Origin of the sequence: Sulfitobacter undariae (assembly GCF_014196805.1) — a bacterium.
In the GTDB taxonomy this organism is placed as follows: domain Bacteria; phylum Pseudomonadota; class Alphaproteobacteria; order Rhodobacterales; family Rhodobacteraceae; genus Sulfitobacter; species Sulfitobacter undariae.
Map to the genome: position 1 here is coordinate 389,020 of NZ_JACIEI010000002.1, position 24,902 is coordinate 413,921.

Consider the following 24,902-nt stretch of genomic DNA (forward strand, 5'->3'; position numbering starts at 1 on the left):
CCATGGTATTTACGTCCTTTATGCAGACCGCCCTAAGCGAGGCCCGCGCAGCCGCAGATCGCGGTGAAGTGCCTGTAGGTGCGGTGGTGGTGTCCCCCCAAGGCAAGGTGGTTGCGCAGGCAGGCAACCGCACGCGAGAGGGTAATGACCCGACTGCACATGCGGAAATCCTAGCTATTCGCGCAGCTTGCACCCATTTGGGCGCTGAGCGGCTGACGGGTTGCGCGCTTTATGTCACGCTAGAGCCTTGCCCGATGTGCGCAGGTGCCATCGCGGCGGCGCGTATCGGGCGGCTGTATTACGGGGCTGCTGATCCCAAGTCGGGCGGCGTGGCGCAGGGCGCGCGGGTCTTTGCGCATCCGCAATGCCACCACATCCCTGAGGTGTTTGATGGCATTGCCGAGCGCGAATCTGCGGCGCTGTTGCGTGATTTCTTTGCGCAGCGCCGCAAGACTTAGAGATTTATCGCTTCCATGACCTGCGGCTCTACCACCGAGGTGCCGGGCATCACGCCGTTGGTCAGGGCCTCTGCGGTTTGCTCTAACATCGGCATGGTGCGGTAGTGGCAGGGGATGATGGTTTTAAAGTCAAAATAGGTACGTGCCGCATAGGCGGCCATTTCCATGTCCATCGTATAGTGTCCGCCCGCAGATAGGATGCCGATATCGGGTTTGTAATAATCCCCGATCCACGCCATATCCGCCATCAGCCCTGTATCACCCGAGATATAGATCGTGTGTCCTTCGCCGCGCAGGATAAAGCCTGTCTCGCTTCCCATTGAATGACGCTTGCCGTCTATGCCCGCAGTTGAAGAGTGTGACGCAGGCACCATGCTGGCCTTTACGGCATCGCCGATTGCAATGGTGCCACCCATGTTGAACGCTTCGCCTTCCACAGCGCCAAGCCCGTGCAAGTGTTGGGCCAGCTCATACATCCCCGACACGGGCGCGCCTGTGTTTTTGGAAATCTGCACAACATCGTCGATGTGATCCGTGTGGCCATGGGTGACCAGAATATGTGTGGCCCCTTTGATCGCGGCGGCGTGTTGGTCACTGGGCAGCATCGGGTTGTCGTTCACCCACGGGTCAACCAAGATTACCTGATCTTCGATCTCGATGCGAAAAGACCCGTGCCCAAGCCAGATGATGTTCATACCATGTCTCCTGTTGATTCTGTGGTGCTGAATAATTGAGCTGAGCCTAGCGCAACGCGGCGCAATGGCGAGGGCTGCGTGTGAATTTTTCCGATGCAGGCCTTGCAGACGCCTCCCCATGGCTTGCAGCAGCGACGCGGTAACGGTAGAGGACGGGTAAGTAGATGAGGAACTCCTATGTCGATTGATGAAAGCACCGCCGCGCGGGTTGCCAAACTGGCCCGCATCAAAGTTGAACCAGAGGCGCTTCCGGCGCTGGCACAGGAATTCAACACGATTCTGGGATTTATCGAACAATTGGGCGAAGTGGACATCGAAGGCGTTGAGCCGATGACCTCTGTCACCCCGCAAAACCTGACCCGCCGCGCCGATGTGGTGGCGGATGGCGACCAACAGGCCGCCATTTTGAAAAACGCGCCCGATGCGCGTGAAGGGTTCTTTGCTGTGCCGAAGGTGGTGGAATAATGACTGATCTGAATAAACTGGGTTTGGCCGAGGCACGTGATGCTCTGCGCAAGGGCGACACAACTTCTGTAGAGCTGACGACAGCTTGTCTGAAAGCAATTGAGGGCGCTGGCGCGTTGAACGCCTTTGTGCACCAAACACCCGAACTGGCGTTGGAACGCGCTGCCGCCGCTGATGCGCGTTTGAAGGGCAGCGAAGAGGCGCCCGCCATGTGTGGTCTGCCCATCGGGATCAAAGACTTGTTCTGCACCAAAGGTGTGGCCTCGCAAGCGGCATCGCGCATCCTTGATGGCTTTAAGCCGGAATACGAATCTACTGTGACGCAGAACTTGGCCGACGCAGGCGCGGTGATGTTGGGCAAGCTGAACATGGACGAATTCGCCATGGGCTCCTCCAATGAGACATCAGCCTACGGCAACGCCATCAACCCATGGCGGCGCAAAGGCGAAGAGACACCGCTGACGCCCGGTGGATCATCTGGTGGTTCTGCTGCTGCGGTTGCGGCTGATCTTTGCCTCGCGGCAACGGGCACTGACACGGGTGGTTCCATTCGCCAGCCTGCGGCTTTCACCGGAACAGTGGGCATCAAGCCAACCTATGGCCGTTGCTCGCGGTGGGGTGTGGTGGCGTTTGCGTCATCTCTGGACCAAGCAGGCCCGATGACCAAATCTGTACGCGATGCGGCCATCATGCTGGAAGCCATGGCCAGCTATGACAGCAAAGACAGCACATCCGCCAATCTGGCCGTGCCGAACTTTGAAGCGGCGCTGACTGGCGACATGCGCGGTAAGAAAATCGGTATTCCACGCGAATACCGCATGGATGGGATGCCAGCCGAGATCGCGAAGCTGTGGGAAGATGGCACAGCCATGCTCAAAGATGCAGGCGCGGAAATCGTCGATATCTCGCTGCCGCATACCAAATACGCGCTGCCTGCCTATTATGTGATCGCGCCCGCCGAAGCCTCAAGCAACCTCGCACGCTATGACGGTGTGCGTTATGGTCAACGTGCGACGCTGGACGCAGGCGATGGCATCACCGAGATGTACGAGAAAACCCGCGCTGAGGGCTTTGGCCCAGAAGTGCAGCGCCGTGTGATGGTGGGTACTTATGTGCTCTCCGCTGGTTTCTATGACGCTTATTACAACCGTGCGCGCCGTGTGCGGACCCTGATCAAGAAAGACTTTGACGACGTGTTCGCAGCGGGTGTGGATTGCATCCTGACGCCAGCCACACCTTCAGCGGCTTTTGGTTTGGGCGAAATGACAGATGCAGATCCGATTAAAATGTACCTGAACGACGTATTCACAGTCACGGTTAACCTTGCAGGGCTGCCTGGTATCACGGTGCCTACAGGTGTCGATGCGCAGGGTTTGCCGCTTGGGTTACAGTTGATCGGACGGCCTTGGGAAGAGGGCGAGTTGCTATCTTCCGCCTATGCGCTCGAGCGGAGTGCAGGTTTTGTGGCCAAACCCGACAAATGGTGGTAAACGCCCCGCAACGCGAAACAAAAATGCAGGCTTTTGATATGATGAGTGTTCGTAACGTTTTGGGTGTCACCGCCCTTGTAGCTTTGGCAGCCTGTCAACCGGCGATGCCGGAGGATAGCCGTTTTGGCACAGGATTCGACCAAACGTTTGATGCACAACGTGCCAATCGCGATCAGGCTTTGGCAGGTGGGGTACCTGCTGCACCTAATGTGCGTGCGCAATCGCTTCCTGCAACGGGAAGTGCTGCGGATACCGCTGCACAAACTGCGGCTATTCTGGCGCGGACAGGTCAACCCCAAGATGCGGGCCGTATCGCCGCTGCTGCGAATAATTCGGGCGTTCCGCCGCTTGAAGCAAGCCCGTCTAACGCTGCGCCGACTGCGGTCAATCGCGCGACTGGCATCAGTCAGGAAAATAACTTCGAAGCGGTCTCTGGCCAGCGAAGCATCGAAAGCGATGCAGCGCGTATTGCTGCCAATCGGGCGCAATATCAGGTGATCCAACCACAGGCGTTGCCAGACAGGGTAGACACAGGGCCAAATATCGTTGCTTACGCCTTGGCGACCACTCATGCCAAGGGCACAAAAGTGTACAAACGCAGCAGCTTTAACGCGAGCAGAAAATTTGCGCGTAGCTGTTCTGAATTCACACATCAAGATCAGGCGCAGACGGCATTCCTAGCTGCTGGCGGCCCAACCAAAGACCGCAAAGGTATGGACCCCGATGGCGATGGCTTTGCTTGCTCTTGGGATCCTGCGGCTTTCCGTACCCCGACCCTGACTGACTAACGCGGTTGTGCGACAACAGCCGTCACCAAACTGCGGGCCGCGCCGAAACGGTCTGAAGCCGACGATGGTGGTTATTCATTATACAGCGATGCGCGATGCGGACTCTGCTTTGCAACGCTTGTGTGATCCAGATGCAGAGGTATCGGCCCATTATTTGATTGGCGCGCAAGGTGACGTGATTCAGATGGTAGACGAAGTCGCGCGCGCTTGGCACGCAGGGGCAGGTGAATGGGGCGGGGTGGATGATATCAACTCGCGCTCTATCGGGATCGAGTTGGACAATCGCGGTAATCATCCGTTTTCGGCCCCTCAGGTTGAGGCGTTGGAAGTTCTGTTACGTGGCATCATGACGCGATGGGATATCCGCCCTGACAGTGTCATTGGGCACTCTGATATGGCCCCCGGCCGCAAGACCGACCCTGGCCCGTATTTTGATTGGGCACGGTTGGAGCGTCAGGGGTTGGCGGCGCGGCGGCGTGCATTTGATGCAAGCGCCGTGACTGAGGACGCATTTGTCGCTGCTGCGCAGGCCGCTGGGTATACCGCTCCAAGTGATTTCACCACTTTGCTACACACTACCCGTCTACGGCATGCGCCGTGGCGTACAGGGGCGCTGTCGGCCGCAGATTTCACGTTGTGATACTGCATCCAGCGCCAAAACCCATTGACCGCACATAGCCCTGCGCGTAAGCCGCTTCTTGCGCGGAAGGCTGGGTGACCGCTTTGATGTTGTAAGGCATCGGGGAGGAAAGTCCGGACTCCGGAAAGAAATGGTGCCGGGTAACGCCCGGGCGGGGTAACCCGACGGAAAGCGCCACAGAAAATAGACCGCCTGTCACTCCAAGGCTTGCTTTGGGTCAGTGTCAGGTAAGGGTGAAACGGTGGGGTAAGAGCCCACCGCGCGGCTGGCAACAGCGGCGGCATGGCAAGCCCCACTGGGAGCAACGCCAAATAGGGACCGCGTGCTTCCACGCCTTCGGGTATGGCGGCGGAGCTTCTTTCGCTCCAGCAGGTCCGGGTTGGCGGCTGTAGCTGTGTCGGTAACGGCATGGTCAGAGGAATGGTCATCCAAGATGGCCGCGCAAGCGGTTCATCTGGACAAAATCCGGCTTATAGGCCCTCCGCGCAAATTATACCTACTGATCATCCGCAGGGGCGTATCGGGCGTGCTGCTTTAGGACGCCATGTGCCGCAAAACATGTCGATTAGGCAAAACGTTCTGCAACTACTTTAATTTTGAAAAGGGGCCATCGCACAGCAAGTCAAAGTGACAAGTTTCAGATGTTATGCAATAATTGTGAGATGTATTTGAAATGAGGTAATTATGCTCACTGTAACGCGTGTATGTCTATCCCTGCTTGGCGTGTCTATCATCGCAATTAGGGGTATGATGGCTGTCATCGGCCCTAGCACAACGGCAAATTTTCTGGGCGATATTCTCAGCGCAGTATTTGGGTCGAAGGCCTATTCTGGTGGGTTTGAGCATACAAATGCCGACAGTGAAATGCGTGTGCTCGCTGTGTTCTTCGCGGCCTATGGTGCGGTGCTTTTGTGGCTTTCGACGAGACTAGAGAGCCACAAAGAGTGGGTCTATGGCGCAATCGCCCTTTACTTTGCAGGCGGGGTCACCAGATTGTTTTCATATGCATCTGTTGGCTGGCCTGACGCATTGTTCTTACTTCTCATGGCATTTGAACTTGGCGCCCCAATCATTATCGCTGTCATATTTACATTCGGATTGCGTGTACAAAGATGAAGGGTAATAAACCCTTATAGGGTGACCGAGCATCCCTGCATTCAGCCGTCGTTTAATGACGCTCTGGTTTGAGAAAGGGACGATCCGATTCATAGGTGAGGGGGCCTTGTTAAGGCCAGCTCATGAGCTAGGGAAAGATTCGCGGGCCTGATCAACAAGAATGCGAAGATGGCGAGAACTGGTCCGTCTACCTTGTGTTTTGCTGTAATATTCTTTGCTGGAGCGTCTGGCACGCCAAGATCACGCCAAGAACTATCTATTTTTGGCACCTATATGGAGCAAGGGCGTAATACAGGGTTGACTCGGCGCACCGCACAGCTAAAAGCCGAAGCTCAGAGATTATACGCGCGTAGCACGAGTGGTGCGGCGCTGCTTGAGGAGAAGATAAAATGGCTAAGCCAACCACGATCAAGATCCGTCTGAACTCGTCCGCGGGCACAGGCCATTTCTACGTGACAAAGAAAAACGCACGCACAATGACCGAGAAAATGGTCATGAAAAAATACGACCCCGTTGCGCGTAAGCACGTTGATTACAAAGAAGGCAAGATCAAGTAAGATCGCCTACTTTTAGATTGTTCTAAGCTGGGAGCTGCGATATTTCGCGGCTCTTTTTGCATTTGAAATACAGGAAACGCCATGCCACGTGAGGGTCATTTCATTAACCGCTCTAACGCCCTACGCGCTGCGATGTTGGGGGCCAACGACGGCGTTGTGTCGATCTCTAGCTTGATGATCGGGGTGACTGCTGCGGGGTTAACGCGCGGTGATATTCTGCTGACCGGATTGGCGGGGCTTGCCGCTGGTGGGCTGTCTATGGCGGCGGGTGAGTACATATCGGTATCGACACAATGGGATGTTGAGCAGGCGGACCTGGAGCGTGAACGCGTCGCTTTGATCGATGATCCCGAATATGAGTTAGACGAATTGACAGAAGGGCTGGAGGCGCGGGGCGTTGAAGCAGATCTGGCGCGTGAAGTGGCACAGCAGATGACAGATCACGATGCGCTGGGTGCCCATGCGCGCGAAGAGTTGGGAATCTTTGGCGTCGAGGGGCAGGCGGATCCGCAGCAAGCTGCTATATTTTCTGGTGTGGCCTTTGCGCTAGGGGCAGGGCTGCCGCTGATGGCGGCTGTTGTATCCCCTGTTGATGTCGCAGGGCCGGTGATTGCTGCGATTGCTATTGCCACACTGGCTCTGTCGGGGGCTGTAGGGGCAAGTCTGGGTGGTACGCCTATCGCACCTGCCGTGCGCCGCGTTGTGCTGTTGGGTGGGGCTGCAATGCTGCTGACGTGGGGCATCGGCAGTGCCTTTAACTTTACCCACTGAACGTCGGCTGCACTTTAAGGATTAAAAAAGCCGCCCTCGAAAGGGCGGCTCATTTTCGTTTTAATGTACCAGCGATTATTCGCGGTTACCGAACAAAGACAGCAACATCATGAACATGTTGATGAAGTTCAGGTATAGGCTCAAGGCGCCCATGATGGCAGCTTTGCCCAACCATTCGGAATCACCCTGCTGTGCGTGGGCAACATACTCGGTTTTGATGCGCTGTGTGTCATAGGCTGTAAGGCCCGCGAAGATCAGCACGCCAATGGCGGAGATTGCAAAGGTCAGCGCAGGGTTCGGGAAGAACATGCTGACGATAGAGGCAACGATCAGGCCGATCAGACCCATCACAAGGAAGCTACCCCAACCGGAGATGTCTTTCTTGGTGGTGTAACCCCAGATGGATAGACCCGCGAAGGCGATGGAAGTCACCAGGAAAACCTGAATGATGGATGCGCCTGTATACACAAGAAAGATGGAGCTGATGGAGAGGCCCATGATAAAGGCGAAAGCATAGAACATCAGTTGGGCAGCCGCGGCAGAGATACGGTTGATCGCGGCACCAAAGCCGAAAACAAACGCAAGCGGCGCAAACATCACAACATATTTAAGAGGGGAAGCATAAAGTGCCTCACCCAAGCCGGTTAGGAATTGACCTTCGCGCAGCGCCATTGTTGCGCCGGCTGGATCTGATGTAACCGCAAGGTTCGAAATTGCCCAAGCGGCGGCGAATGTAATCAGCATGCCAACGGACATCGTGCCGTAGACTTTGCCCATGTGCGCGCGCAGGCCCTCATCAATCGCGGCTGTGCGGCTTCCGGCACTTGTCCGGATTGTATTCACGTCTGCCATTTAAAACTCCCTAAAGATTTCCCGCGCAAGTAGTTTGGACGGGTACGCGTTCAATATCGGGTGCAATTCGCTTTTTTTCAAGGGTTTTCGGTCAAGTTTAGGCAAGAGGTCAGGACTTCCAAGATGCAGGCGCGTCCCAGACCGGACGGGCGGCTTCCTTTTCCGCTTCGGCGTGGCTGATCCCTACGTCGCGCAGTTGTTCATCGGTCAATGCAGCAAGGGCGCGGCGGCTGCGGCGTAATGCAAACAGGTTGGGCAAGGTGCAGCGCAGGATTCGGCGAGGTGCGGCAAAAAGTTGCAGGGCGGAGGAGGGGGTGGATGTACGCATTTCTGTCTTCTCTTTCTGTGATGTGTTGGCCTGTATTCATTTCGTTGCTTGATGTATGGGCGAAGATGATAGATCATGAAAATGAATGATTGTGATGGGTGTTATTGGATTTGGTGATGTGTGAGATGCTGGAGCGTGTATGAGAAATCTTGATCTGGGCACTTTGCGGTCACTGGTGGCCGTCGCAGACGCAGGCGGCGTCACCCGTGCGGCTGGTTTTTTGCATCTGACACAGTCTGCTGTTTCAATGCAGCTTAAGCGGTTGGAGGAATTGTTGGATGTCCAACTGCTGGACCGAAGCGGCCGCGGGATTGCGTTTACGGCCAGCGGTGATCAACTGCTCAGCTATGCACGGCGCATGGTTGCGCTAAATGACGAAGCCGTGGTGCGGCTGACGGCGCAGGAATATGTCGGGGTGCTGCGTTTGGGGGTGCCCCACGACATTGTTTATCCAGATATTCCAATGGTGCTCAAGCAGTTCACCGCGCAGTTTCCTGCAATCCGTATTGTGCTGGAATCCTCGCATACGAATACATTGAAAGAGATGTTCGCCAAAGGGGAATGTGACGTTATTCTCACGACCGAAACCACACCAGACAGCGGCGGCATTACGCTGGCCAAACGGCCTTTACACTGGGTCGGTGCACCCGGCGGGGCGGCGTGGCGGCAGCGCCCGCTGAACATCGCCTACGGCCGCTTATGCAGCTTTCGCCCGATTGTCGTGTCGGCGTTGGATGCTGATAACATCGCGTGGGAAATGGTTGTTGAATCAGACAACGACAGCGCAATCCACGCCACTGTAAGCGCCGATTTGGCCGTGCACACGGCGATTGAGGGCTCAGAACCTCTGCAGATGGAGCGGATCGACCACGCAGGCGCGCTACCCGATTTGCCAGTCCAGCAAATAAACCTCTACAAATCAGAGGGAAAAGGCTCGGTTCCTTTGGAGGCGTTGGTGAACCTGCTGATCACCAAATTTGCGTTGAAGTGAAGGGCCTGATTGTGACCTTGCCCACTGCAATCGGAGAAAAGCGAAAAATGTGCTAATTTTCGCCGCTATTGTACTTCATGTATTGCACGATTGCTGCGTGAGTGAGACGACTTGACTATGAAAAATGATCCACACCTGAGCGAAGAGCTGACCCGTGTTGCGCATCTGCTGGCGGATGCCGCCCGTGATGTGATTTTGCCCTATTTCCGCAGTGATAATCTGGGCGCTGATAACAAACTGGAAGGCGGCTATGATCCTGTCACAGTGGCGGACAGGGCGGCAGAGGCCGCCATGCGTGACGTGCTGGCCCAGTACCGCCCCCAAGACGCCATTCTGGGCGAGGAAATGGGAGTCAAGGCCGGCACCAGCGGGTTGACTTGGGTGCTTGATCCGATCGACGGAACACGCGGTTTTGTCGCAGGGACGCCGACATGGGGCGTACTGATTGCTGTGGGTGATGAGACAGGTCCAAGCATTGGCATCGTCGATCAACCCTATATCGGGGAGCGATTTATCGGCACGCCAAAGGGGGCCGAGTTGATTCGAGGCGACAGCCGTCGCACCATCCGCACCCGCGCCGCACGGCCCCTGTCAGAGGCGATTGTGTTTACAACTTTTCCCGAGGTCGGCACACCCGCCGACGCCGTTGCATTTCAGGCCGTTGCCAGCCATGCGCAGCTGACCCGATACGGTATGGACTGTTACGCCTATGCGCTTGTGGCCTCTGGGCAGGTCGATTTGGTGATTGAGGCGGGATTGAACGCTTATGATATCCAAGGCCCGCTGGCGTTGATACGGGCGGCGGGGGGCATTGTTACCGATTGGGAAGGTGGACCCGCCCATAACGGGGGTCGTGCCCTTGCTGCGGCAAACGCCGAAATTCACGCCGAAGCATTGGCGATTTTACAGAAGACTAACGCGTCATGACTGTGACGCTCCTGCGCGGCGCAGGCACGATCCTGACAATGGACGACACGCGGCGCGAACTGGCGGGTGAGGATATTCTGATCCGTGATGGTGTGATCGCCGCAATCGGCCCTGCCTTGCAAGCGCCTGAAGGGGCGGATGTGGTCGATGTTTCGGGCTGTCTGATGACCCCCGGTTTGGTGAATACACACCACCATCTGTATCAAAGCCTGACACGCGCTGTGCCGGGCGGGCAGGATGCGCTGCTGTTTGGTTGGCTGCGCACGCTTTATCCGATCTGGCAGCGGTTCACGCCTGAGCATATGTTCATTTCAGCCCAAGTTGGTTTGGCGGAACTGGCCTTGTCTGGCTGCACTCTCAGCTCGGACCACCTGTACCTCTATCCCAACGGATCAAGGCTGGAGGATACAATTCACGCGGCGTCTGAAATTGGCCTGCGGTTCCACCCCACACGCGGCGCGATGAGTATTGGCGAAAGCGCTGGCGGCTTGCCCCCTGATGCGCTGGTCGAAAATGAAGACGCGATTCTGGCAGATTGCATCCGTGTGATCGACGCATTTCATGACCCTGCCGAGGGCTCTATGTGCCGCGTCGGGATTGCGCCGTGTTCGCCGTTTTCAGTCAGCACGGATTTGATGCGCAATGCTGCGGTTTTGGCGCGCGATAAAGGCGTGATGCTGCACACGCATCTGGCCGAAAACGACGAAGACATCGCCTATTCCCTCGAAACTTTCGGATGCAGACCGGGGCAATACGCAGAGAGCCTTGGCTGGGTCGGCGAGGATGTGTGGCACGCCCATTGCGTTAAGCTTGATCCATCGGAAATTGCGCTATTTGCAAGCACGGGAACGGGGGTGGCCCATTGCCCTTGTTCGAATTGCCGCCTTGGCAGTGGTATCGCGCCTTTGCGCGCTATGCGTGATGCAGGGGTGCCAGTGGGGTTGGGTGTTGATGGATCGGCCAGCAATGATGCGGGCAATCTGGTGCTAGAGGCGCGGCAGGCGATGTTGTTGCAGCGTGTGGCGCTGGGCGCTGACGCGATGAGTGCGCGTGAAGCGCTGGAAATTGCAACACGTGGCGGCGCAGATGTACTTGGCCGTCCTGATTGCGGGCGTTTGGCTGTTGGAAAGCGTGCGGATATTGCGATCTGGGATATGTCGGGTGTGCATGCGGCAGGGTCATGGGACCACGCGGCGTTGCTGTTGGCGGGGCCAACAACCGTGCGTGATCTTTTTGTTAACGGTCGTGGTGTAGTCCGAGAGGGGCAAATCACCACTGTTGATTTGGAAGGCGTCATCAGACGTCAGAACGAATTGGCTGTTAAGTTAGGTTAAAGACTATGAATAAATTTGTATTTTCGATTGCTGTGGCGATTCCATTGCTCATGTTTGCAGCTTGCAATGGCACGGGGTCTAGCACGGGGGGGGCTTCACCAGTGGCGGCGGCCCCCCAGTTTGCTGAAGGGCAATCAGCACAATCACAGGTTAATGCAATCCGTGCAAAAGCAAGCCGCAAGCCTATTCAGAGGTCGCGGCGTTTGGATGCGGCGGCGCGTGCGCATGTATCGGATCTTGTGGCCAACGGAACCTATGGCCACATCGGAAGTGATGGATCAACACCGGGAAGACGCGCAACCAAAGCGGGCTTTAAGTGGTGCACCGTTACGGAAAATTTGGGCGAAGGGTCTAAATACAACAGTCAAAGCAAGATCATGGCAGGGTGGGCCGGATCACCGGCGCACCACAAAAACATAGTTAACAAAAATGTCAGCGCCTTTGGGATGGCGCAGAAGAATGGCATTTGGGTTCAGATACTTGCAGGCGATAACTGCTGATTTGCTAGTGGTGTGAAGCGTATCTGCCTAGCCATGCACCGCAACACCAGCGATCCATGTCGCACGGATTGCACGGTCATCTCCCATCATCAGCGTTGCAAAGACATCCTCCCAGACCGAGCCCGAGCGGTTGGCACGTTGGTTGATTGCTTGGGTTGATTTGAGGTCAAGCACTGCAATATCTGCGTAGTTGCCAGCCGTCAGACTGCCGATTTCGTGGCCTAAGTGGAGTGCATTTGCTGATCCTGCCGTAGCCAGCCAGATCAGCTGCGCAGCATGTAGGGCCTGCCCGTGATGTTGCGCTGCTTCATAGGCAGCGGCCATCGTGCGCAACATGGAAAAGGAGGACCCGCCACCTGTGTCTGTCGCCAACCCCAGCGGAATATGACGCGCCGCCAGCGCAGGCAGGTTCAGCGCACCGGACCCGATGAATGTATTTGACGTTGGGCAATGGATCACACGGCCTTTGACTTCGGCAAGCCGGTCAATTTCACGTGGGGTCAAATGGATCGAGTGGCCATAAAGCCCGCGTGCGCCCAGCAGCCCATGTGCTTCATATGTGTCCAGATAATCACGCGCCTGTGGATAGAGGCTTCGCACCCATTCAATTTCGTCGGTCTGCTCGCTTAGATGGGTTTGCATCAAGCAGTCAGGGTTCTCGGCCCAGAGCGCCCCCAGTGCTGACATCTGCTCGGGCGTGGACGTGGGGGAAAACCTTGGTGTGATCGCGTATTGTGCGCGGCCCTTGCCATGCCAGCACTCAATCAGGGCTTTGCTGTCGTCATATGCGGATTGTGCGGTGTCGCGCAGATCATCAGGGGCGTTGCGATCCATGCAGGTTTTTCCTGTGACCACACATTGCCCCCGCTTTTGCGCCGCGCCAAACAGCGCATCCACACTATGGGGGTGGATCGTGGCAAATGATGCCATCGTGGTTGTGCCGTTCGCCGCTGTTAGATCCAGATAACGGGTGGCAATCGCTTCTGCATATTCGGGATCACTGAAGCGCGCTTCCTCAGGGAAAGTATAGGTGTTGAGCCAGTCAATCAGCCGTTTTCCCCAGCTCGCGATCATGGCGGTCTGGGGGTAATGTGTATGTGCGTCCACAAATCCGGGGCAGATCAGATCATCGCCATAAGAGATCGTTTTTGCTTGTGGGTGCTGGGTTTTGAGCGTCTCGGCATCTCCGACAATCACAATGCGCCCCGCGTCTAGCAAGACAGCGCCAGTGCGATTGATGTGAATGCAATCTTCCCACGGAATCTCAAAAGGATTGCCGCTAAAGGTAAGAGTTTGGCCCGTGAGGAGTGTTTGTGTGTTCATTGCAACAAGATGACCTGTTTTTGCGGCCCAATCAATGGGCAGATGCCCCTAGATTGCTTTGCGCCCATTGTGGAATTTGTGCTATCCGCTTAAGCAGATAGGCGTTTTATAAGGGGTATTAATTATGTCAGATCAAGTAGCCGAAACAGATGCGAACCCCGAAACCGACGAAGCCGAGGCCTATGTGCTGGGCAAGCGTGATGTCGCCGCGATTCTCTATACGGTAGAGATCGAAGACCGCGAAAAATTGATCGAGCTGATGGAACCGCTGCACGCGGCCGACATCGCCGACCTTTTGGAGCAAATTAACACCTTTGATCGAGCGCGGTTGATCCGCCTATACGGTCATGAGTTCGACGGTGAAATCCTGTCTGAACTGGATGAAGGCATCCGTGACGAAGTTGTCTCGCTATTGGCGCCGAAGGTTTTGCAAGAAGCCATGCGCGAATTGGACAGCGATGACGTTGTCGATATTTTCGAAGACCTTGAGGACGCCCAGCAGGCGACGATGTTGGGAGCGTTGGACGATGTTGACCGTGCGGTCGTAGAACAAGCGTTGAGCTATCCCGAGTATTCAGCGGGACGTTTGATGCAGCGCGAGGTTGTGATGGCTCCGCAGCATTGGACCGTCGGCGCAGCCATTGATCATCTGCGTGCAACACCCGAAGCAGAGCTGCCTGACCAGTTTTACCACATCATCGTCGTTGATCCGCGTTTGCATCCGGTAGGTAACGTGACACTGGGCAAGCTCATGCGCTCAAAACGCGACACTTTGCTCACCGCGCTGATGGAGGACTCATTTCAGATCATCCCCGCCACCCGTGATGAAGGCGATGTGGCGTATGCGTTTAACCAATATCACCTGATTTCGGCGCCTGTTGTGGACGAAGACGGCCGTCTGATTGGTGTGATTACCATCGACGACGCGATGGCGGTTTTGGATGAAGAGCATGAGGAAGATATTTTGCGCCTTGCGGGGGTTGGTGAAAGCTCGCTCTCTGACCGCGTGATTGAGACAACGAAACAGCGTCTGCCATGGTTGGCGGTGAACCTGCTGACGGCGATTGCTGCTTCAATGGTGATTTCGCAATTCGAAGTGGCGCTGGCGCAGATTGTGGCGCTGGCTGTGCTAATGCCGATTGTGGCCTCGATGGGGGGGAACGCGGGCACGCAGAGCCTGACCGTAGCTGTACGCGCCTTGGCCACGAAAGACCTCACCGGCTCAAACGTGTGGCGGGTGATCCGGCGGGAATGTTTGGTGGGGCTGATCAACGGCACGATTTTTGCCGTCATCATGGGGATTGTAGGGATTATCTGGTTCGGTTCTCCTGCGCTGGGCGGCGTGATCGCGGTGGCGATGGTAATCAACATGGTCATTGCGGGTTTGGCGGGCACAGGCATTCCGATCCTGCTGGAACGTGTGGGGGTTGATCCTGCTTTGGCCTCGGGGGCCTTTGTGACAACGGTGACCGATGTTGTCGGGTTCTTTGCCTTTCTCGGGCTTGCTGCAGCGGTTCTTCTTTGACACTGGCGCAGATCAAGGCGGACGCCCGCAAAGCCGCTTTTGCGAGGCGCAAACCCTTGTTCGCGTCTGCATCAAAAGCGCAAGCGGGGTATTTGAGCGAAGTCTTGGCAGGGTACCGCGGCGTGCCCTTGTCTGGTTTCATGCCGATCCGTACCGAGATCGACCCCCGCGCAGCCATGGCAGAAGCCAGCGCCCATGGCCGCGTTGGGGTGCCTGTGATCCAAGCGACTGCGCAGCCACTGAAATTTGCGGTTTGGACACCCGATAGCCCGATGGTTTCAGGCCCTTTTGGTGCTGAGGTGCCAGCCGCGTTAGATTATTTTGAACCAGAAATTCTGATTGTCCCTTTGCTGAGCTTTGACCGGCGCGGCGGGCGGTTGGGCTATGGCGGCGGGTTTTATGACCGCACATTAGAAATGCTGCGCGCAAAGAGAGCCACATTGGCCATCGGCTTTGCTTTTGCAGGGCAGGAAGTGGCGGCGGCCCCGCTGGAGGAAACGGACCAACCCCTTGATCTGATTGTGACAGAAACGGGTGTGATCGAGATCGGTTGAGGAAATGGGATTCTAGAAAATCCCTATCTACTTTTTGAAAAATATAAGCTCTAGGCATGGAGGGTGATTTTACATCTGCCTTGGCTCTTGCACCGTGCGGCGTAGCCGCGTAGCGATAGTACCATGAAAATACTCTTTCTTGGTGATGTAATGGGCCGCGCTGGGCGCCGCGCCATTAGCGAAAATCTGGCCCGTTTGCGGACTGAATGGAAACTCGATTTTATCGTTGTGAACGGTGAAAATGCGACCTCTGGAATGGGGCTTTCGGGCAGCCATGCCAAAGACCTGCTGGATGCGGGGGCAGATTGTCTGACGCTGGGCGATCATGCGTTTGATCAAAAGGACATGCTGTCCTATATCGAACAAGAGCCGCGCATCATCAGGCCGCTTAATTTCTCCAAAAATGCACCGGGCAAAGGCGCACGCTTGTTTAAAACGCGTACCGGCAAACAAGTTTTGGTCACGCAGGCCTTGGGGCAAGTGTTTATGAAACGCCCGTTCGATGATCCGTTTTCCGCGCTGCATGCTGTGCTGAAATCCCACCCGCTGGGCGGTATGGCCAATGCCATCATTGTGGACATGCATTGTGAAGCGACATCCGAGAAAATGGCGATGGGCCATTGGTGTGATGGCCGTGCGTCGCTGGTGGTGGGGACACATACCCATGTGCCGACATCAGACGCGATGATCTTGCCTGCGGGGACAGCTTATCTGTCTGATGCGGGAATGTCTGGCGATTATAATTCTGTGATTGGCATGGAAAAGACCGAACCTTTGCGCCGTTTTATCACGGGTATGCCAAAGGATCGTTTCACACCCGCCAATGGCGAGGCGACGCTGTCTGGGGTCTATATTGAAACCGACGACCGCACGGGCCGCGCCACACGGGTTGTACCTGTGCGACAAGGCGGAAAGCTGCAGCAAAGCGCGCCTTGATCACATCCACCTGAGAGAGCGGAGATCGCCGCAGTTAGCGAGCTTGAACTGAAAAATGCGGTGCTGATGCCGATGTGCTGCGGGGGGTGACTTCTGCGGGCATTGGCAAAGCAATGCTTGCTGTGTTGCTTGGGATCGGCGAAAAGAGAGAGTTAATCAGGATTGGACCTATGTTTTTGTTAGAATTTTCTCAATTCACACAGGCAGTTTTATCTCTCACCGTTGTTGGGGTGATGTTCATCCTTTTCCTGCGAGAGACCTTGCCTACCGAAGTTGTCGCCATCGCAGGGGCTGCCGCATTGCTGGCGCTGGGGCTACTGCCCTATGCTGACGCGCAAATGGTGCTTTCGAACTCGGCACCGTGGACGATTGCTGCGATGTTTATTGTGATGGGGGCATTGGTGCGCACTGGCGCGCTGGAAGTTCTCACCCGCATGGCTGAACGATATGCCCGCACAAATCCTAAACTGGCGGTGATTGGCGTGATCCTGTCGGTGATGGGCGCTTCTGCAATTATGAACAACACGCCTGTTGTTGTTGTGATGATCCCGGTTGTGGTGCAGCTGTCCAAGACGCTGGGCACCAAACCTTCCAAGCTTTTGATCCCGCTGAGTTATGCCGCGATTATGGGTGGGTCTTTGACTTTGATCGGTACGTCGACCAACCTTCTGGTGGACGGTGTTGCCCGATCGCAAGGCATGGAGCCTTTCGGGATTTTCGAAATCATGCCTATCGGGTTGGTAGTTTGTGCGTGGGGCCTGATCTATATGGCCACCATTGGCCGTCGGCTTTTGCCTGAACGGGATAGTCTGGCTGGCATGTTGAATGACCGTTCCAAGATGAAATTCTTTTCAGAAGCGGTTATCCCGCCTGAGTCAAACTTGATTGGGCGCGAAGTTTTGGACGTACAGCTGTTCAAACGCGAAGGCGTGCGGTTGATTGACGTTGTGCGCGGGGATGCCTCGTTGCGGCGTAACCTGAAAGACGTGAAGTTACAGACGGGTGACCGTATCGTATTGCGTACCCAAATGGCGGAACTGCTCAGCCTGCAGGCCACACCAGAGTTGAAGCGTGTGGATCAGGTGTCTGCGGTGGAGACAACAACCGTTGAAGTTCTGATTACACCGGGATGCAAGATGATCGGCCGCAGCCTTGGCGCGCTGCGCTTGCGCCGCCGCTATGGTGTGTATCCTCTGGCGGTACACCGTCGCAACCAGAACATCGGACGGCAGTTGGATGAATTGGTGGTGCGTGTCGGTGATACGCTGCTGCTGGAAGGGGCCGCCGAGGATATCAACCGCCTGTCCGTGGACATGGACATGGTTGACGTCAGCGCACCTTCGCAGCGTGCCTTTAGACGTGGCCATGCCCCCATTGCCGTGGGCGCACTGGCCGCCATCGTTATCCTAGCGGCGCTGAACGTCGCACCGATCCTGATGCTGGCCGTGATTGCGGTGGCGGTTGTACTGGTCACCGGATGTATTGATGCGGATGAAGCCTTTAGCTTTATCGACGGGCGGTTGCTGGCTCTGATTTTCTCGATGCTGTGTGTCGGGGCGTCTTTGCAGCATACAGGGGCCGTAAAGATGATTGTGGACGCTGTGTCGCCTACTCTGGGTACGATGCCGCCCGGGGTTGTGATCTTCTGTGTGTTCCTCATGACAACCATCTTCACCGAAATTGTGTCTAACAATGCTGTGGCGGTTATCATGACGCCGATTGCCATTTCATTGGCAGATGCGTTGGGCATGGATGCACGTGCCTTGGTGGTCGCTGTGATGATTGCGGCGTCTTGTGCCTTTGCAACGCCAATCGGCTATCAAACAAACACGCTGATCTACGGGCCGGGTGGGTATAAGTTCACCGACTTTATGCGCGTGGGTATACCGCTCAACCTCACAATGTCGTTGATTGCCAGTGCGATGATACCGTTGTTCTGGTGAGGGGAAGGGGGCCTCTAGGCCCTATGGCGGCAATGCCGCCATAGCTTGCTCATTGAAAAGCACGAAGTAAGAAGGGGCCGCGTTGGTAAGACGCAGCCCCTTCTTCTATTTTAGAGGGGCCAGAATACCAGAATGGCGGGGATAGAGACCGCAACCACAATGATTTCCAAGGGCAAACCGATACGCCAATAATCGCCAAATCCATAGCCGCCGGGACCGAGGATCAGGGTATTGTTTTTGTGACCAATCGGCGTGAGGAAGGCGGAAGAGGCGGCAATGGCCACAGCCATGAGGAAGGGATCAGGGTTCACGTCCATCGTTTGGGCCATCTGGATACCGACAGGGGCCGCTACAATGGTGGTGGCGGTGTTGTTCAGCACATCGGATAGCGTCATCGTGACGATCATCAATACGGTCAGGACGGCCCAAGCGGGCATGCCTTGGGTAAGACTGACAAGCGAGCCTGCGATGAGTTCGGTGCCGCCGGATTTCTCCAACGCAGCGCCCAGCGGGATCATCGAGCCGAGCAGAACCACAACGGGCCATTCAATATGGGTATAGAGTTCCGAGAGAGGGACGATTTTGGCCAAAACATAGGCAACAACGACGATCCCCAGTGCAACCGGCAGGTAAATCAAACCAAGCGAAGCCGCCACAACGGCCCCTGCGAACATCCCGATGGCCAGCCAGACTTTGCTGTTTTCGGTCACGGCCAATCCACGGTCGGCCAGCGGCAGAACGCCCAGCCATTCGGTGACATCGGCACCTGTATCGCGCGGAACCAGCAGCAGCAGGATATCCCCTGCTTCCAGCTTGGTGGTGCGCAGTTGCGAATTGATTTTACGGCCTCGGCGCGAAATGCCCAGCAGAATACTGCGCTGTCGCCACGCAAGGCCAACAGCTTGCGCGGTACGGCCTGCAAGGCGGCTTTCGGCGGTGACAACGACCTCGACGATCTCAACACCTTCGCCATCGGCGCGCAGGCGCTCTTCGCGGGCGGTATCAGCAACGGCCAGATCAAGGGTTGAGCGGAATTCATCTAATGCATCGGGAGTTGCCTCCAGCACCAGCGCGTCACCCGCGCGCAGTTCGGTGTTTTGGGCGCGGCCATAGCGGCGTTTGCCATCGCGCATCAGGCCGATGATGATTACGTCTGATTTGTCGGCAGTTTCTTGCAGTTCGGACAGGCGTTTACCGATGTGTTTGCTGTCTTCGGGCACAACCAATTCGGCGATATAGGCGTCCAAGTCTTCGCTAGAGATGCCTCCATCTTCACGTGCAGGGATCAAACGCCATCCGATCAACGCCACAAAAGCCAAGCCTGCAATAGCCGCGATACCGCCAACAGGAGCGAAATCAAACATCTTGAAGGGCGCGCCAAGGCTTTCTTCGCGGATCGCAGCGATGATGATGTTGGGCGGTGTGCCGATCAGGGTGACCATGCCGCCAAGGATCGTGGCAAAGGACAAAGGCATCAGCGATAAACCGGGCGAACGGCCTGCCTTGCGGGCGGTCTGAATATCCACGGGCATCAGTAGCGCAAGCGCCGCAACGTTATTCATAAACGCAGAGAGGATACCGCCAACGGCCCCCATCAGGGTGATATGCGCCCCAAGGGAACGTGAGGAATCAACCAGCGTGCGGGTGATTAGCAGCACGGCCCCAGAACGGACCAAGCCCGCCGAGACAACCAGCACCAGCGCCACCACCAATGTGGCAGGGTGCCCGAAACCGGCAAAGGCGTCTTTGCTATCGACCACCCCCAGCACGACTCCGGCCATTAATGCGGAAAATGCTACGATATCATAGCGGAAGCGACCCCAGAGGAGGAGGCCGAAGACGGCGCCGAAAAGGGCGAAAAGTGTGATTTGATCTTGTGTCATTCGCGCACAGTGTTTCAGCAGCAAGAGAAGAACAAGGGGGAATGGGACGGAGTCAGCGGCTTTTATCTTATGATTGGCATGGTTTCGCAGGTCCTACAGCAGGTGTGAGCCTTGCGGCCCCCATGGCCCCTGCTTTATAAGCGCGTCAAACAAATATACCTCAGACGGAGATAATCCATGGCAGGCCATTCCAAATGGGCAAACATCCAGCACCGTAAAGGGCGTCAGGATAAGTTGCGCTCAAAGATGTTTTCAAAGTTCTCCAAGGAGATCACAGTGGCCGCCAAGATGGGCGAGCCTGATCCAGACAAAAACCCGCGCCTGCGTTTGGCAGTGAAAGAAGCCAAGCAAGCGTCGATGCCTAAAGACAACATTGATCGCGCGATCAAGAAGGCCACAGGCGGCGATGCGGAGGATTACGAAGAAATCCGCTATGAAGGTTACGGCACGAATGGGGTGGCTGTGATCGTTGAGACAATGACAGATAACCGCAACCGCACCGCCTCGAATGTGCGGTCAACCTTTGCCAAATACGGCGGCAATCTGGGTGAGACAGGCAGCGTGGGCTTCATGTTCGACCGCATGGGCGAAGTGACCTATCCTGCGGAAATCGGCGATGCAGACACAGTGATGATGGCCGCTATTGAGGCGGGCGCGGAAGATGTTGAATCGTCAGAAGACGGCCATGTGATCTATTGTGCCGATACCGACCTGAACGATGTGTCAAATGCATTGGAAGCAGAACTGGGCGAGTCGGTTTCGACAAAGCTGATCTGGCGGCCGAGCATCTACACCGAGATGGATCTGGAAGGCATGGAAAAGTTGATGAAGCTGCTGGATGCGCTGGAAGATGACGACGACGTGCAGCGTGTGACAGCGAACTTCGAAGCCTCTGACGAAGTCATGGAAGCGCTTGAGTAAACCGGTTTTGGTTTGAATGCTGAAAAAGCCGCCGCAGAAATGCGGCGGCTTTTTCGTTTGTATGTGGTGAGCAGCGTCAGGTTTGACCCGTCTGGACAGGGTGGGGCGCTGGGGTTAGAAATTCTGACGCGTTTGAGGCGTATGGAGTGAGGGTTAAATGGTTTCATCTTTCGTACCGGGATTTTTTCTCGGGTTGTCTTTGATTCTTGCGATTGGTGCGCAGAACGCCTTTGTCTTGCGGCAGGGATTGCGGCGCGAACATGTGTTCTGGGTGTGCCTGACCTGTGCTGTGTCAGATGCGTTGCTGATTACCGCTGGGGTGGCGGGCATTGGCACTTTGGCGGAAATGGTGCCGTGGTTTGAACCCGTGATGCGCTATGGCGGCGCGGCATTCCTGATTGTGTATGGCGCGCGCAATGCAATCAGTGCTTGGCGCGGGGGCAGCGGCCTGAGGGCAGAGGGGCAGGCGGCTACAAGCCTGCGCCGCACGCTGCTGACGTTGCTGGCTCTGACGTGGCTTAATCCGCATGTTTATCTGGATACGCTTGTCTTGCTGGGCACCATCTCGGCACAATATGACGACAGGGTTGCCTTTGGTACTGGCGCGGTTCTTGCCAGCTTTAGCTTTTTCTTTGCGCTGGGCTATGGCGCGCGTCTGTTGGAGCCGTTGTTTGCCAAGCCGAACAGTTGGCGAATCCTTGATGCGTTGATTGCCTTGACCATGTGGGCCATAGCGGCATCGCTTCTTTTTAACTAAGCTCTTGCGCCGCCTGATGTATTACGGTCATCTCGCGGTATGATTACACGCCCACCCCCACGCCCGCTTGTTGCCATCTTCTGGATGTTGGTCACTGGCGCCAGCTTTATCATGGTCAATGCTTTGGTGAAAACCATGGGGCCGCGACTGCCCTCAAGCGAGGCTGCGTTTTTGCGCTATGCGATAGGGTTGGTGTTTTTACTGCCGGCCATTAAGTCGATCCGTGCGGCAAAGCTGACCCGCCGCCAGTGGACTTTGTTTTCCCTGCGTGGATTTTTCCATGCGGGGGGCGTTATGTTGTGGTTTTTCGCCATGGTGCGCATCCCGATCGCCGAAGTGACCGCCATGAACTACCTTGCGCCGATTTATGTCACCATCGGCGCTGCCGTTTTCTTGGGAGAGCGGTTGGCCATGCGGCGTATCGTGGCGGTTGTCATGGGGTTGATTGGCGCTGCTATTATTTTGCGTCCAGGCTTTCGTGAAGTAAGCGATGGCCATATCGCGATGCTGATCGCGGCAGTCGTTTTTGCAGGCAGCTATCTATTGGCCAAAGTGCTGGTAGACGAAGTTAAGCCAGCGATTGTGGTGACCTTGCTCTCTGTCTTTGTGACCATTGGATTGGCACCTTTTGCATATGCAGAGTGGATCACGCCCAATACCCGCGAGTTAGCGATATTGGCGGGTGTTGCTGTGTTTGCAACGGCTGGTCACTATACCATGACACTGGCTTTTGCTGCCGCGCCAATGACTGTGACGCAGCCGGTGACCTTCTTGCAATTGCTCTGGGCGACGCTGCTGGGGGTGATCTGGTTCGATGAACCCGTGGATATATGGGTGGCTGTGGGTGGTGTTGTTATCCTTGGGTCGGTTCTGTTTATCACTCTACGTGAAGCGGTTCTAAATCGCCGAGTGACACCGGATATGCCTGAAATAAAAGGGTAATTTTTATTGATTGACGGATCAATCTAAAACCCGCACCCTAAGTGGCATGTTTAACATGACCCGATTCTGATGCCCAAACTAGGGATGGAGCCACTGCGCCGCGCCTCATTGGTGCAGGCAACAATCGCCGAGATCGGGCGTGCCCAATCGCTTGACGTGACTGTAAAACAGATTGCCCAAACGGCGGGCATGTCCACGGCTTTGGCGCATCACTATTTCGGCGGCAAGAACCAGATACTCTTTGCTGCCATGCGCCATATCTTGGCTGAATTCGGCGCGCAGGTTCGATTGCACCTTGCAGACGCCCAAACCCCGCGTGCGCGGGTCGAAGCGATCATCGCCGCCAGTTTCGATGAAACCTGTTTTGCGCCCGCAACCGTATGCGCGTGGATGACGTTGTATGCGGCGGCCCCCACCCAGCCAGAAACGAAACGCTTGCTGATGCTTTATCAGGCGCGGCTGCGGTCAAACCTGACACATGCATTGCGCCCGCTGAGCAAGACGCCCCTTGCGGATGCGGATGTCTTGGCGGCGCTGATTGACGGGCTTTATCTGCGAGCAGCGCTGTCGGATGACAGTTCGCGTGAGGCGGCAGAACGTGCTGCCCTGAAAATGCTTGCACGGCTATTGGGAGACCCCGCATGAGCCAGCCGAACATCCTTATTCTGATGGTGGACCAGTTGAACGGTACGCTGTTTCCTGATGGTCCCGCTGACTGGCTGCACGCGCCTAATCTCAAAAAACTGGCGGCGCGCTCAACCCGTTTCGAAAATGCTTACACTGCGTCGCCGCTTTGTGCGCCCGGGCGGGCAGGGTTTATGTCAGGGCAACTTCCTTCTGCCACGGGTGTCTATGACAACGCGGCTGAATTTGTTTCTTCGATCCCCACATATGCGCATCACTTGCGCCGTGCGGGGTATTACACATGCTTGTCTGGAAAAATGCATTTTGTCGGCCCTGACCAATTGCACGGGTTCGAGGACCGCCTGACCACTGATATCTACCCTGCCGATTTCGGCTGGACCCCTGATTACCGCAAACCGGGTGAGCGGATTGATTGGTGGTATCACAATATGGGCAGTGTCACAGGCGCAGGCGTGGCCGAAATCAGCAACCAGATGGAATATGATGATGCCGTTGCCTATGAGGCCACGCGTAAGATTTATGAGCTGTCGCGTGGATTGGATGCCCGTCCGTGGTGCCTGACTGCCAGTTTCACCCATCCGCATGACCCCTATGTCGCGCGCAAGAAATATTGGGATCTATACGAGGATTGCGAGCACCTGCTGCCGGAAATCCCTGCAATGGCCTATGCGGATCACGACCCTCATTCCCAGCGTATCTTTGATGCCAATAACTGGCGCGAATTTGACATCACCGAAGATGATATCAAACGCTCGCGTCGCGCATATTTCGCCAACATCAGCTATCTGGACGACAAGATTGGTGAAATCCTGCAAACGCTAGAAAACACGCGCCAAGAGGCGATTATCGTCTTTGTCTCGGATCATGGCGACATGTTGGGCGAACGGGGATTGTGGTTCAAAATGAGCTTCCTTGAAGGCTCGGCGCGGGTGCCGCTTATGATCGCTGCGCCGCAGATGGAGACGGGGCTGCAAACCACGCCTGTTAGCAACATCGACATTTGTCCGACGCTTTGTGATTTGGCAGGCGTGGATATGTCTGAGGTTGCGGAATGGACAACAGGGCAGAGCCTTGTACCGATGGGGCAGGGCGTGGAGCGGACCGCGCCTGTCGCGATGGAATATGCCGCTGAGGGATCATATGCGCCAATGGTTTCACTGCGCTATGGCAAATGGAAATACAACCGCTGTGCGCTGGACCCTGATCAACTATTCAATCTGGAAACGGACCCGCATGAATTGACCAATCTGGCACAGGTGCCCGCCCATGCAGGCACCGTGACCCAATTGCGCGCCAAATCCGAAGCACGCTGGAATCTGGAAGCCTATGACGCCGATGTGCGCAAATCACAGGCCCGCCGATGGGTGGTATATGAGGCGCTGCGATCAGGGGGCTATTATCCGTGGGATTACCAGCCGCTGCGCGATGCCTCTGAGGCCTATATGCGCAACCATATGGACCTGAATGTGCTGGAAGAGAACAAACGCTTCCCACGCGGCGAATAACGAATACTGGCGGTGCCGATGGGTGCAGGGCCGTCAGAGAGTATAAAACACCCGAA

General features: G+C 56.1%; 26 protein-coding genes and 1 other RNA gene. 22 read left to right on the plus strand and 5 right to left on the minus strand.

All coding sequences use genetic code 11. The annotated features are described in order from the left end of the window. The first annotated feature begins 2 nt into the window (after nt 1-2). Complete coding sequence (locus GGR95_RS05390) at nt 3-458, plus strand: nucleoside deaminase (protein ID WP_184563563.1); 456 nt, start codon at nt 3-5, stop codon at nt 456-458. On the opposite strand, the gene GGR95_RS05395 is transcribed toward GGR95_RS05390, so the two are convergent. Beyond that, on the minus strand, nt 455-1,153 hold the full coding sequence (locus tag GGR95_RS05395; protein ID WP_184563565.1) for a metal-dependent hydrolase: 699 nt from the start codon (nt 1,151-1,153) through the stop codon (nt 455-457). The two genes, GGR95_RS05390 and GGR95_RS05395, sit on opposite strands and share 4 nt — an antisense overlap. A gap of 177 nt (nt 1,154-1,330) precedes the next feature. On the opposite strand from GGR95_RS05395, the gene gatC reads away from it, so the two are divergent. The 8 genes from gatC (at nt 1,331) to GGR95_RS05435 (ending at nt 6,980) form a co-directional block, all read left to right on the plus strand. Continuing rightward, nucleotides 1,331-1,618, plus strand: a complete 288-nt coding sequence (gene gatC / locus GGR95_RS05400; protein ID WP_184563567.1) for an Asp-tRNA(Asn)/Glu-tRNA(Gln) amidotransferase subunit GatC — start codon at nt 1,331-1,333, stop codon at nt 1,616-1,618. Beyond that, entirely contained in the window at nt 1,618-3,108 is a 1,491-nt protein-coding gene (gene gatA, locus GGR95_RS05405) for an Asp-tRNA(Asn)/Glu-tRNA(Gln) amidotransferase subunit GatA (RefSeq protein ID WP_184563569.1), read from the plus strand. The genes gatC and gatA overlap by 1 nt, the downstream gene beginning before the upstream one ends. Before the next feature lie 41 nt (nt 3,109-3,149). After that, on the plus strand, nt 3,150-3,896 hold the full coding sequence (locus GGR95_RS05410; protein WP_184563571.1) for an excalibur calcium-binding domain-containing protein: 747 nt from the start codon (nt 3,150-3,152) through the stop codon (nt 3,894-3,896). Between the two features lie 64 nt (nt 3,897-3,960). After that, nucleotides 3,961-4,536, plus strand: a complete 576-nt coding sequence (locus GGR95_RS05415; protein ID WP_184563574.1) for an N-acetylmuramoyl-L-alanine amidase — start codon at nt 3,961-3,963, stop codon at nt 4,534-4,536. A 62-nt stretch (nt 4,537-4,598) separates the two neighbouring features. Then, an RNA gene (rnpB, locus tag GGR95_RS05420) (RNase P RNA component class A) lies at nt 4,599-5,025 on the plus strand. A 195-nt stretch (nt 5,026-5,220) separates the two neighbouring features. Next, the gene (locus GGR95_RS05425; protein ID WP_184563576.1) at nt 5,221-5,652 is read left to right on the plus strand and encodes a DUF4345 domain-containing protein; all 432 of its coding nucleotides are present in this window, start codon (nt 5,221-5,223) and stop codon (nt 5,650-5,652) included. 389 nt (nt 5,653-6,041) lie between these two features. After that, entirely contained in the window at nt 6,042-6,209 is a 168-nt protein-coding gene (gene rpmG, locus GGR95_RS05430) for a 50S ribosomal protein L33 (protein ID WP_184563578.1), read from the plus strand. Nucleotides 6,210-6,290: 81 nt separating this feature from the next. Then, nucleotides 6,291-6,980 carry a VIT1/CCC1 transporter family protein gene (locus GGR95_RS05435; RefSeq protein ID WP_184563580.1) on the plus strand — a complete coding sequence of 230 codons (690 nt, stop codon included), beginning with the start codon at nt 6,291-6,293 and terminating at the stop codon, nt 6,978-6,980. Between the two features lie 75 nt (nt 6,981-7,055). Here GGR95_RS05435 and GGR95_RS05440 read toward each other — a convergent pair whose 3' ends face one another. Beyond that, the gene (locus GGR95_RS05440; protein WP_184563582.1) at nt 7,056-7,832 is read right to left on the minus strand and encodes a Bax inhibitor-1/YccA family protein; all 777 of its coding nucleotides are present in this window, start codon (nt 7,830-7,832) and stop codon (nt 7,056-7,058) included. Nucleotides 7,833-7,941: 109 nt separating this feature from the next. After that, nucleotides 7,942-8,160, minus strand: a complete 219-nt coding sequence (locus GGR95_RS05445) for a DUF1127 domain-containing protein (protein ID WP_184563585.1) — start codon at nt 8,158-8,160, stop codon at nt 7,942-7,944. Nucleotides 8,161-8,299: 139 nt separating this feature from the next. On the opposite strand from GGR95_RS05445, the gene GGR95_RS05450 reads away from it, so the two are divergent. The 4 genes from GGR95_RS05450 (at nt 8,300) to GGR95_RS05465 (ending at nt 11,912) form a co-directional block, all read left to right on the plus strand. Then, on the plus strand, nt 8,300-9,151 hold the full coding sequence (locus tag GGR95_RS05450) for a LysR family transcriptional regulator (RefSeq protein ID WP_184563587.1): 852 nt from the start codon (nt 8,300-8,302) through the stop codon (nt 9,149-9,151). Between the two features lie 117 nt (nt 9,152-9,268). Beyond that, entirely contained in the window at nt 9,269-10,078 is an 810-nt protein-coding gene (locus tag GGR95_RS05455) for an inositol monophosphatase family protein (protein WP_184563589.1), read from the plus strand. Beyond that, on the plus strand, nt 10,075-11,412 hold the full coding sequence (locus GGR95_RS05460; protein WP_184563591.1) for an 8-oxoguanine deaminase: 1,338 nt from the start codon (nt 10,075-10,077) through the stop codon (nt 11,410-11,412). Before GGR95_RS05455 ends, GGR95_RS05460 begins: the two co-directional genes overlap by 4 nt. Nucleotides 11,413-11,417: 5 nt before the next feature. Then, nucleotides 11,418-11,912: a CAP domain-containing protein gene (locus GGR95_RS05465; RefSeq protein ID WP_184563593.1), complete on the plus strand. Its 495-nt coding sequence runs from the start codon at nt 11,418-11,420 to the stop codon at nt 11,910-11,912. 27 nt (nt 11,913-11,939) lie between these two features. On the opposite strand, the gene guaD is transcribed toward GGR95_RS05465, so the two are convergent. Next, on the minus strand, nt 11,940-13,235 hold the full coding sequence (gene guaD / locus GGR95_RS05470) for a guanine deaminase (protein ID WP_184563595.1): 1,296 nt from the start codon (nt 13,233-13,235) through the stop codon (nt 11,940-11,942). 124 nt (nt 13,236-13,359) lie between these two features. On the opposite strand from guaD, the gene mgtE reads away from it, so the two are divergent. The 4 genes from mgtE (at nt 13,360) to GGR95_RS05490 (ending at nt 18,193) form a co-directional block, all read left to right on the plus strand. Beyond that, nucleotides 13,360-14,760: a magnesium transporter gene (mgtE, locus tag GGR95_RS05475; protein WP_184563597.1), complete on the plus strand. Its 1,401-nt coding sequence runs from the start codon at nt 13,360-13,362 to the stop codon at nt 14,758-14,760. A gap of 2 nt (nt 14,761-14,762) precedes the next feature. Then, nucleotides 14,763-15,314, plus strand: a complete 552-nt coding sequence (locus GGR95_RS05480) for a 5-formyltetrahydrofolate cyclo-ligase (protein ID WP_184563731.1) — start codon at nt 14,763-14,765, stop codon at nt 15,312-15,314. A 123-nt stretch (nt 15,315-15,437) separates the two neighbouring features. Continuing rightward, complete coding sequence (locus GGR95_RS05485) at nt 15,438-16,250, plus strand: TIGR00282 family metallophosphoesterase (protein ID WP_184563599.1); 813 nt, start codon at nt 15,438-15,440, stop codon at nt 16,248-16,250. A gap of 170 nt (nt 16,251-16,420) precedes the next feature. Continuing rightward, nucleotides 16,421-18,193, plus strand: a complete 1,773-nt coding sequence (locus GGR95_RS05490) for an SLC13 family permease (RefSeq protein ID WP_246423290.1) — start codon at nt 16,421-16,423, stop codon at nt 18,191-18,193. A gap of 110 nt (nt 18,194-18,303) precedes the next feature. Here the strand turns inward: GGR95_RS05490 and GGR95_RS05495 are convergent, their stop codons facing one another. Then, entirely contained in the window at nt 18,304-20,076 is a 1,773-nt protein-coding gene (locus GGR95_RS05495) for an SLC13 family permease (protein ID WP_184563603.1), read from the minus strand. A 177-nt stretch (nt 20,077-20,253) separates the two neighbouring features. Here GGR95_RS05495 and GGR95_RS05500 point away from each other — a divergent pair, with 177 nt between their 5' ends. The 5 genes from GGR95_RS05500 (at nt 20,254) to betC (ending at nt 24,846) form a co-directional block, all read left to right on the plus strand. Next, complete coding sequence (locus tag GGR95_RS05500) at nt 20,254-20,997, plus strand: YebC/PmpR family DNA-binding transcriptional regulator (RefSeq protein ID WP_184563605.1); 744 nt, start codon at nt 20,254-20,256, stop codon at nt 20,995-20,997. 157 nt (nt 20,998-21,154) lie between these two features. Further along, nucleotides 21,155-21,754 (plus strand): LysE/ArgO family amino acid transporter, encoded by a 600-nt coding sequence (locus tag GGR95_RS05505; RefSeq protein WP_184563607.1) that lies wholly within the window; start codon nt 21,155-21,157, stop codon nt 21,752-21,754. A 39-nt stretch (nt 21,755-21,793) separates the two neighbouring features. Beyond that, nucleotides 21,794-22,696 carry a DMT family transporter gene (locus tag GGR95_RS05510; protein WP_184563609.1) on the plus strand — a complete coding sequence of 301 codons (903 nt, stop codon included), beginning with the start codon at nt 21,794-21,796 and terminating at the stop codon, nt 22,694-22,696. A 69-nt stretch (nt 22,697-22,765) separates the two neighbouring features. Beyond that, the gene (betI, locus tag GGR95_RS05515; RefSeq protein ID WP_184563611.1) at nt 22,766-23,341 is read left to right on the plus strand and encodes a choline-binding transcriptional repressor BetI; all 576 of its coding nucleotides are present in this window, start codon (nt 22,766-22,768) and stop codon (nt 23,339-23,341) included. Then, nucleotides 23,338-24,846, plus strand: a complete 1,509-nt coding sequence (gene betC, locus GGR95_RS05520; protein ID WP_184563614.1) for a choline-sulfatase — start codon at nt 23,338-23,340, stop codon at nt 24,844-24,846. Before betI ends, betC begins: the two co-directional genes overlap by 4 nt. The last annotated feature ends 56 nt before the right edge of the window (nt 24,847-24,902 follow it).

Bases quoted from the DNA above. Each gene is read 5' to 3' on its own strand.
- GGR95_RS05390 (WP_184563563.1), top strand. From the start codon at position 3: ATGGTATTTACGTCCTTTATGCAGACCGCCCTAAGCGAGGCCCGCGCA.
- GGR95_RS05395 (WP_184563565.1), bottom strand. From the start codon at position 1,153: ATGAACATCATCTGGCTTGGGCACGGGTCTTTTCGCATCGAGATCGAA.
- gatC (WP_184563567.1), top strand. From the start codon at position 1,331: ATGTCGATTGATGAAAGCACCGCCGCGCGGGTTGCCAAACTGGCCCGC.
- gatA (WP_184563569.1), top strand. From the start codon at position 1,618: ATGACTGATCTGAATAAACTGGGTTTGGCCGAGGCACGTGATGCTCTG.
- GGR95_RS05410 (WP_184563571.1), top strand. From the start codon at position 3,150: ATGAGTGTTCGTAACGTTTTGGGTGTCACCGCCCTTGTAGCTTTGGCA.
- GGR95_RS05415 (WP_184563574.1), top strand. From the start codon at position 3,961: ATGGTGGTTATTCATTATACAGCGATGCGCGATGCGGACTCTGCTTTG.
- GGR95_RS05425 (WP_184563576.1), top strand. From the start codon at position 5,221: ATGCTCACTGTAACGCGTGTATGTCTATCCCTGCTTGGCGTGTCTATC.
- rpmG (WP_184563578.1), top strand. From the start codon at position 6,042: ATGGCTAAGCCAACCACGATCAAGATCCGTCTGAACTCGTCCGCGGGC.
- GGR95_RS05435 (WP_184563580.1), top strand. From the start codon at position 6,291: ATGCCACGTGAGGGTCATTTCATTAACCGCTCTAACGCCCTACGCGCT.
- GGR95_RS05440 (WP_184563582.1), bottom strand. From the start codon at position 7,832: ATGGCAGACGTGAATACAATCCGGACAAGTGCCGGAAGCCGCACAGCC.
- GGR95_RS05445 (WP_184563585.1), bottom strand. From the start codon at position 8,160: ATGCGTACATCCACCCCCTCCTCCGCCCTGCAACTTTTTGCCGCACCT.
- GGR95_RS05450 (WP_184563587.1), top strand. From the start codon at position 8,300: ATGAGAAATCTTGATCTGGGCACTTTGCGGTCACTGGTGGCCGTCGCA.
- GGR95_RS05455 (WP_184563589.1), top strand. From the start codon at position 9,269: ATGAAAAATGATCCACACCTGAGCGAAGAGCTGACCCGTGTTGCGCAT.
- GGR95_RS05460 (WP_184563591.1), top strand. From the start codon at position 10,075: ATGACTGTGACGCTCCTGCGCGGCGCAGGCACGATCCTGACAATGGAC.
- GGR95_RS05465 (WP_184563593.1), top strand. From the start codon at position 11,418: ATGAATAAATTTGTATTTTCGATTGCTGTGGCGATTCCATTGCTCATG.
- guaD (WP_184563595.1), bottom strand. From the start codon at position 13,235: ATGAACACACAAACACTCCTCACGGGCCAAACTCTTACCTTTAGCGGC.
- mgtE (WP_184563597.1), top strand. From the start codon at position 13,360: ATGTCAGATCAAGTAGCCGAAACAGATGCGAACCCCGAAACCGACGAA.
- GGR95_RS05485 (WP_184563599.1), top strand. From the start codon at position 15,438: ATGAAAATACTCTTTCTTGGTGATGTAATGGGCCGCGCTGGGCGCCGC.
- GGR95_RS05490 (WP_246423290.1), top strand. From the start codon at position 16,421: ATGTTTTTGTTAGAATTTTCTCAATTCACACAGGCAGTTTTATCTCTC.
- GGR95_RS05495 (WP_184563603.1), bottom strand. From the start codon at position 20,076: ATGACACAAGATCAAATCACACTTTTCGCCCTTTTCGGCGCCGTCTTC.
- GGR95_RS05500 (WP_184563605.1), top strand. From the start codon at position 20,254: ATGGCAGGCCATTCCAAATGGGCAAACATCCAGCACCGTAAAGGGCGT.
- GGR95_RS05505 (WP_184563607.1), top strand. From the start codon at position 21,155: ATGGTTTCATCTTTCGTACCGGGATTTTTTCTCGGGTTGTCTTTGATT.
- GGR95_RS05510 (WP_184563609.1), top strand. From the start codon at position 21,794: ATGATTACACGCCCACCCCCACGCCCGCTTGTTGCCATCTTCTGGATG.
- betI (WP_184563611.1), top strand. From the start codon at position 22,766: ATGCCCAAACTAGGGATGGAGCCACTGCGCCGCGCCTCATTGGTGCAG.
- betC (WP_184563614.1), top strand. From the start codon at position 23,338: ATGAGCCAGCCGAACATCCTTATTCTGATGGTGGACCAGTTGAACGGT.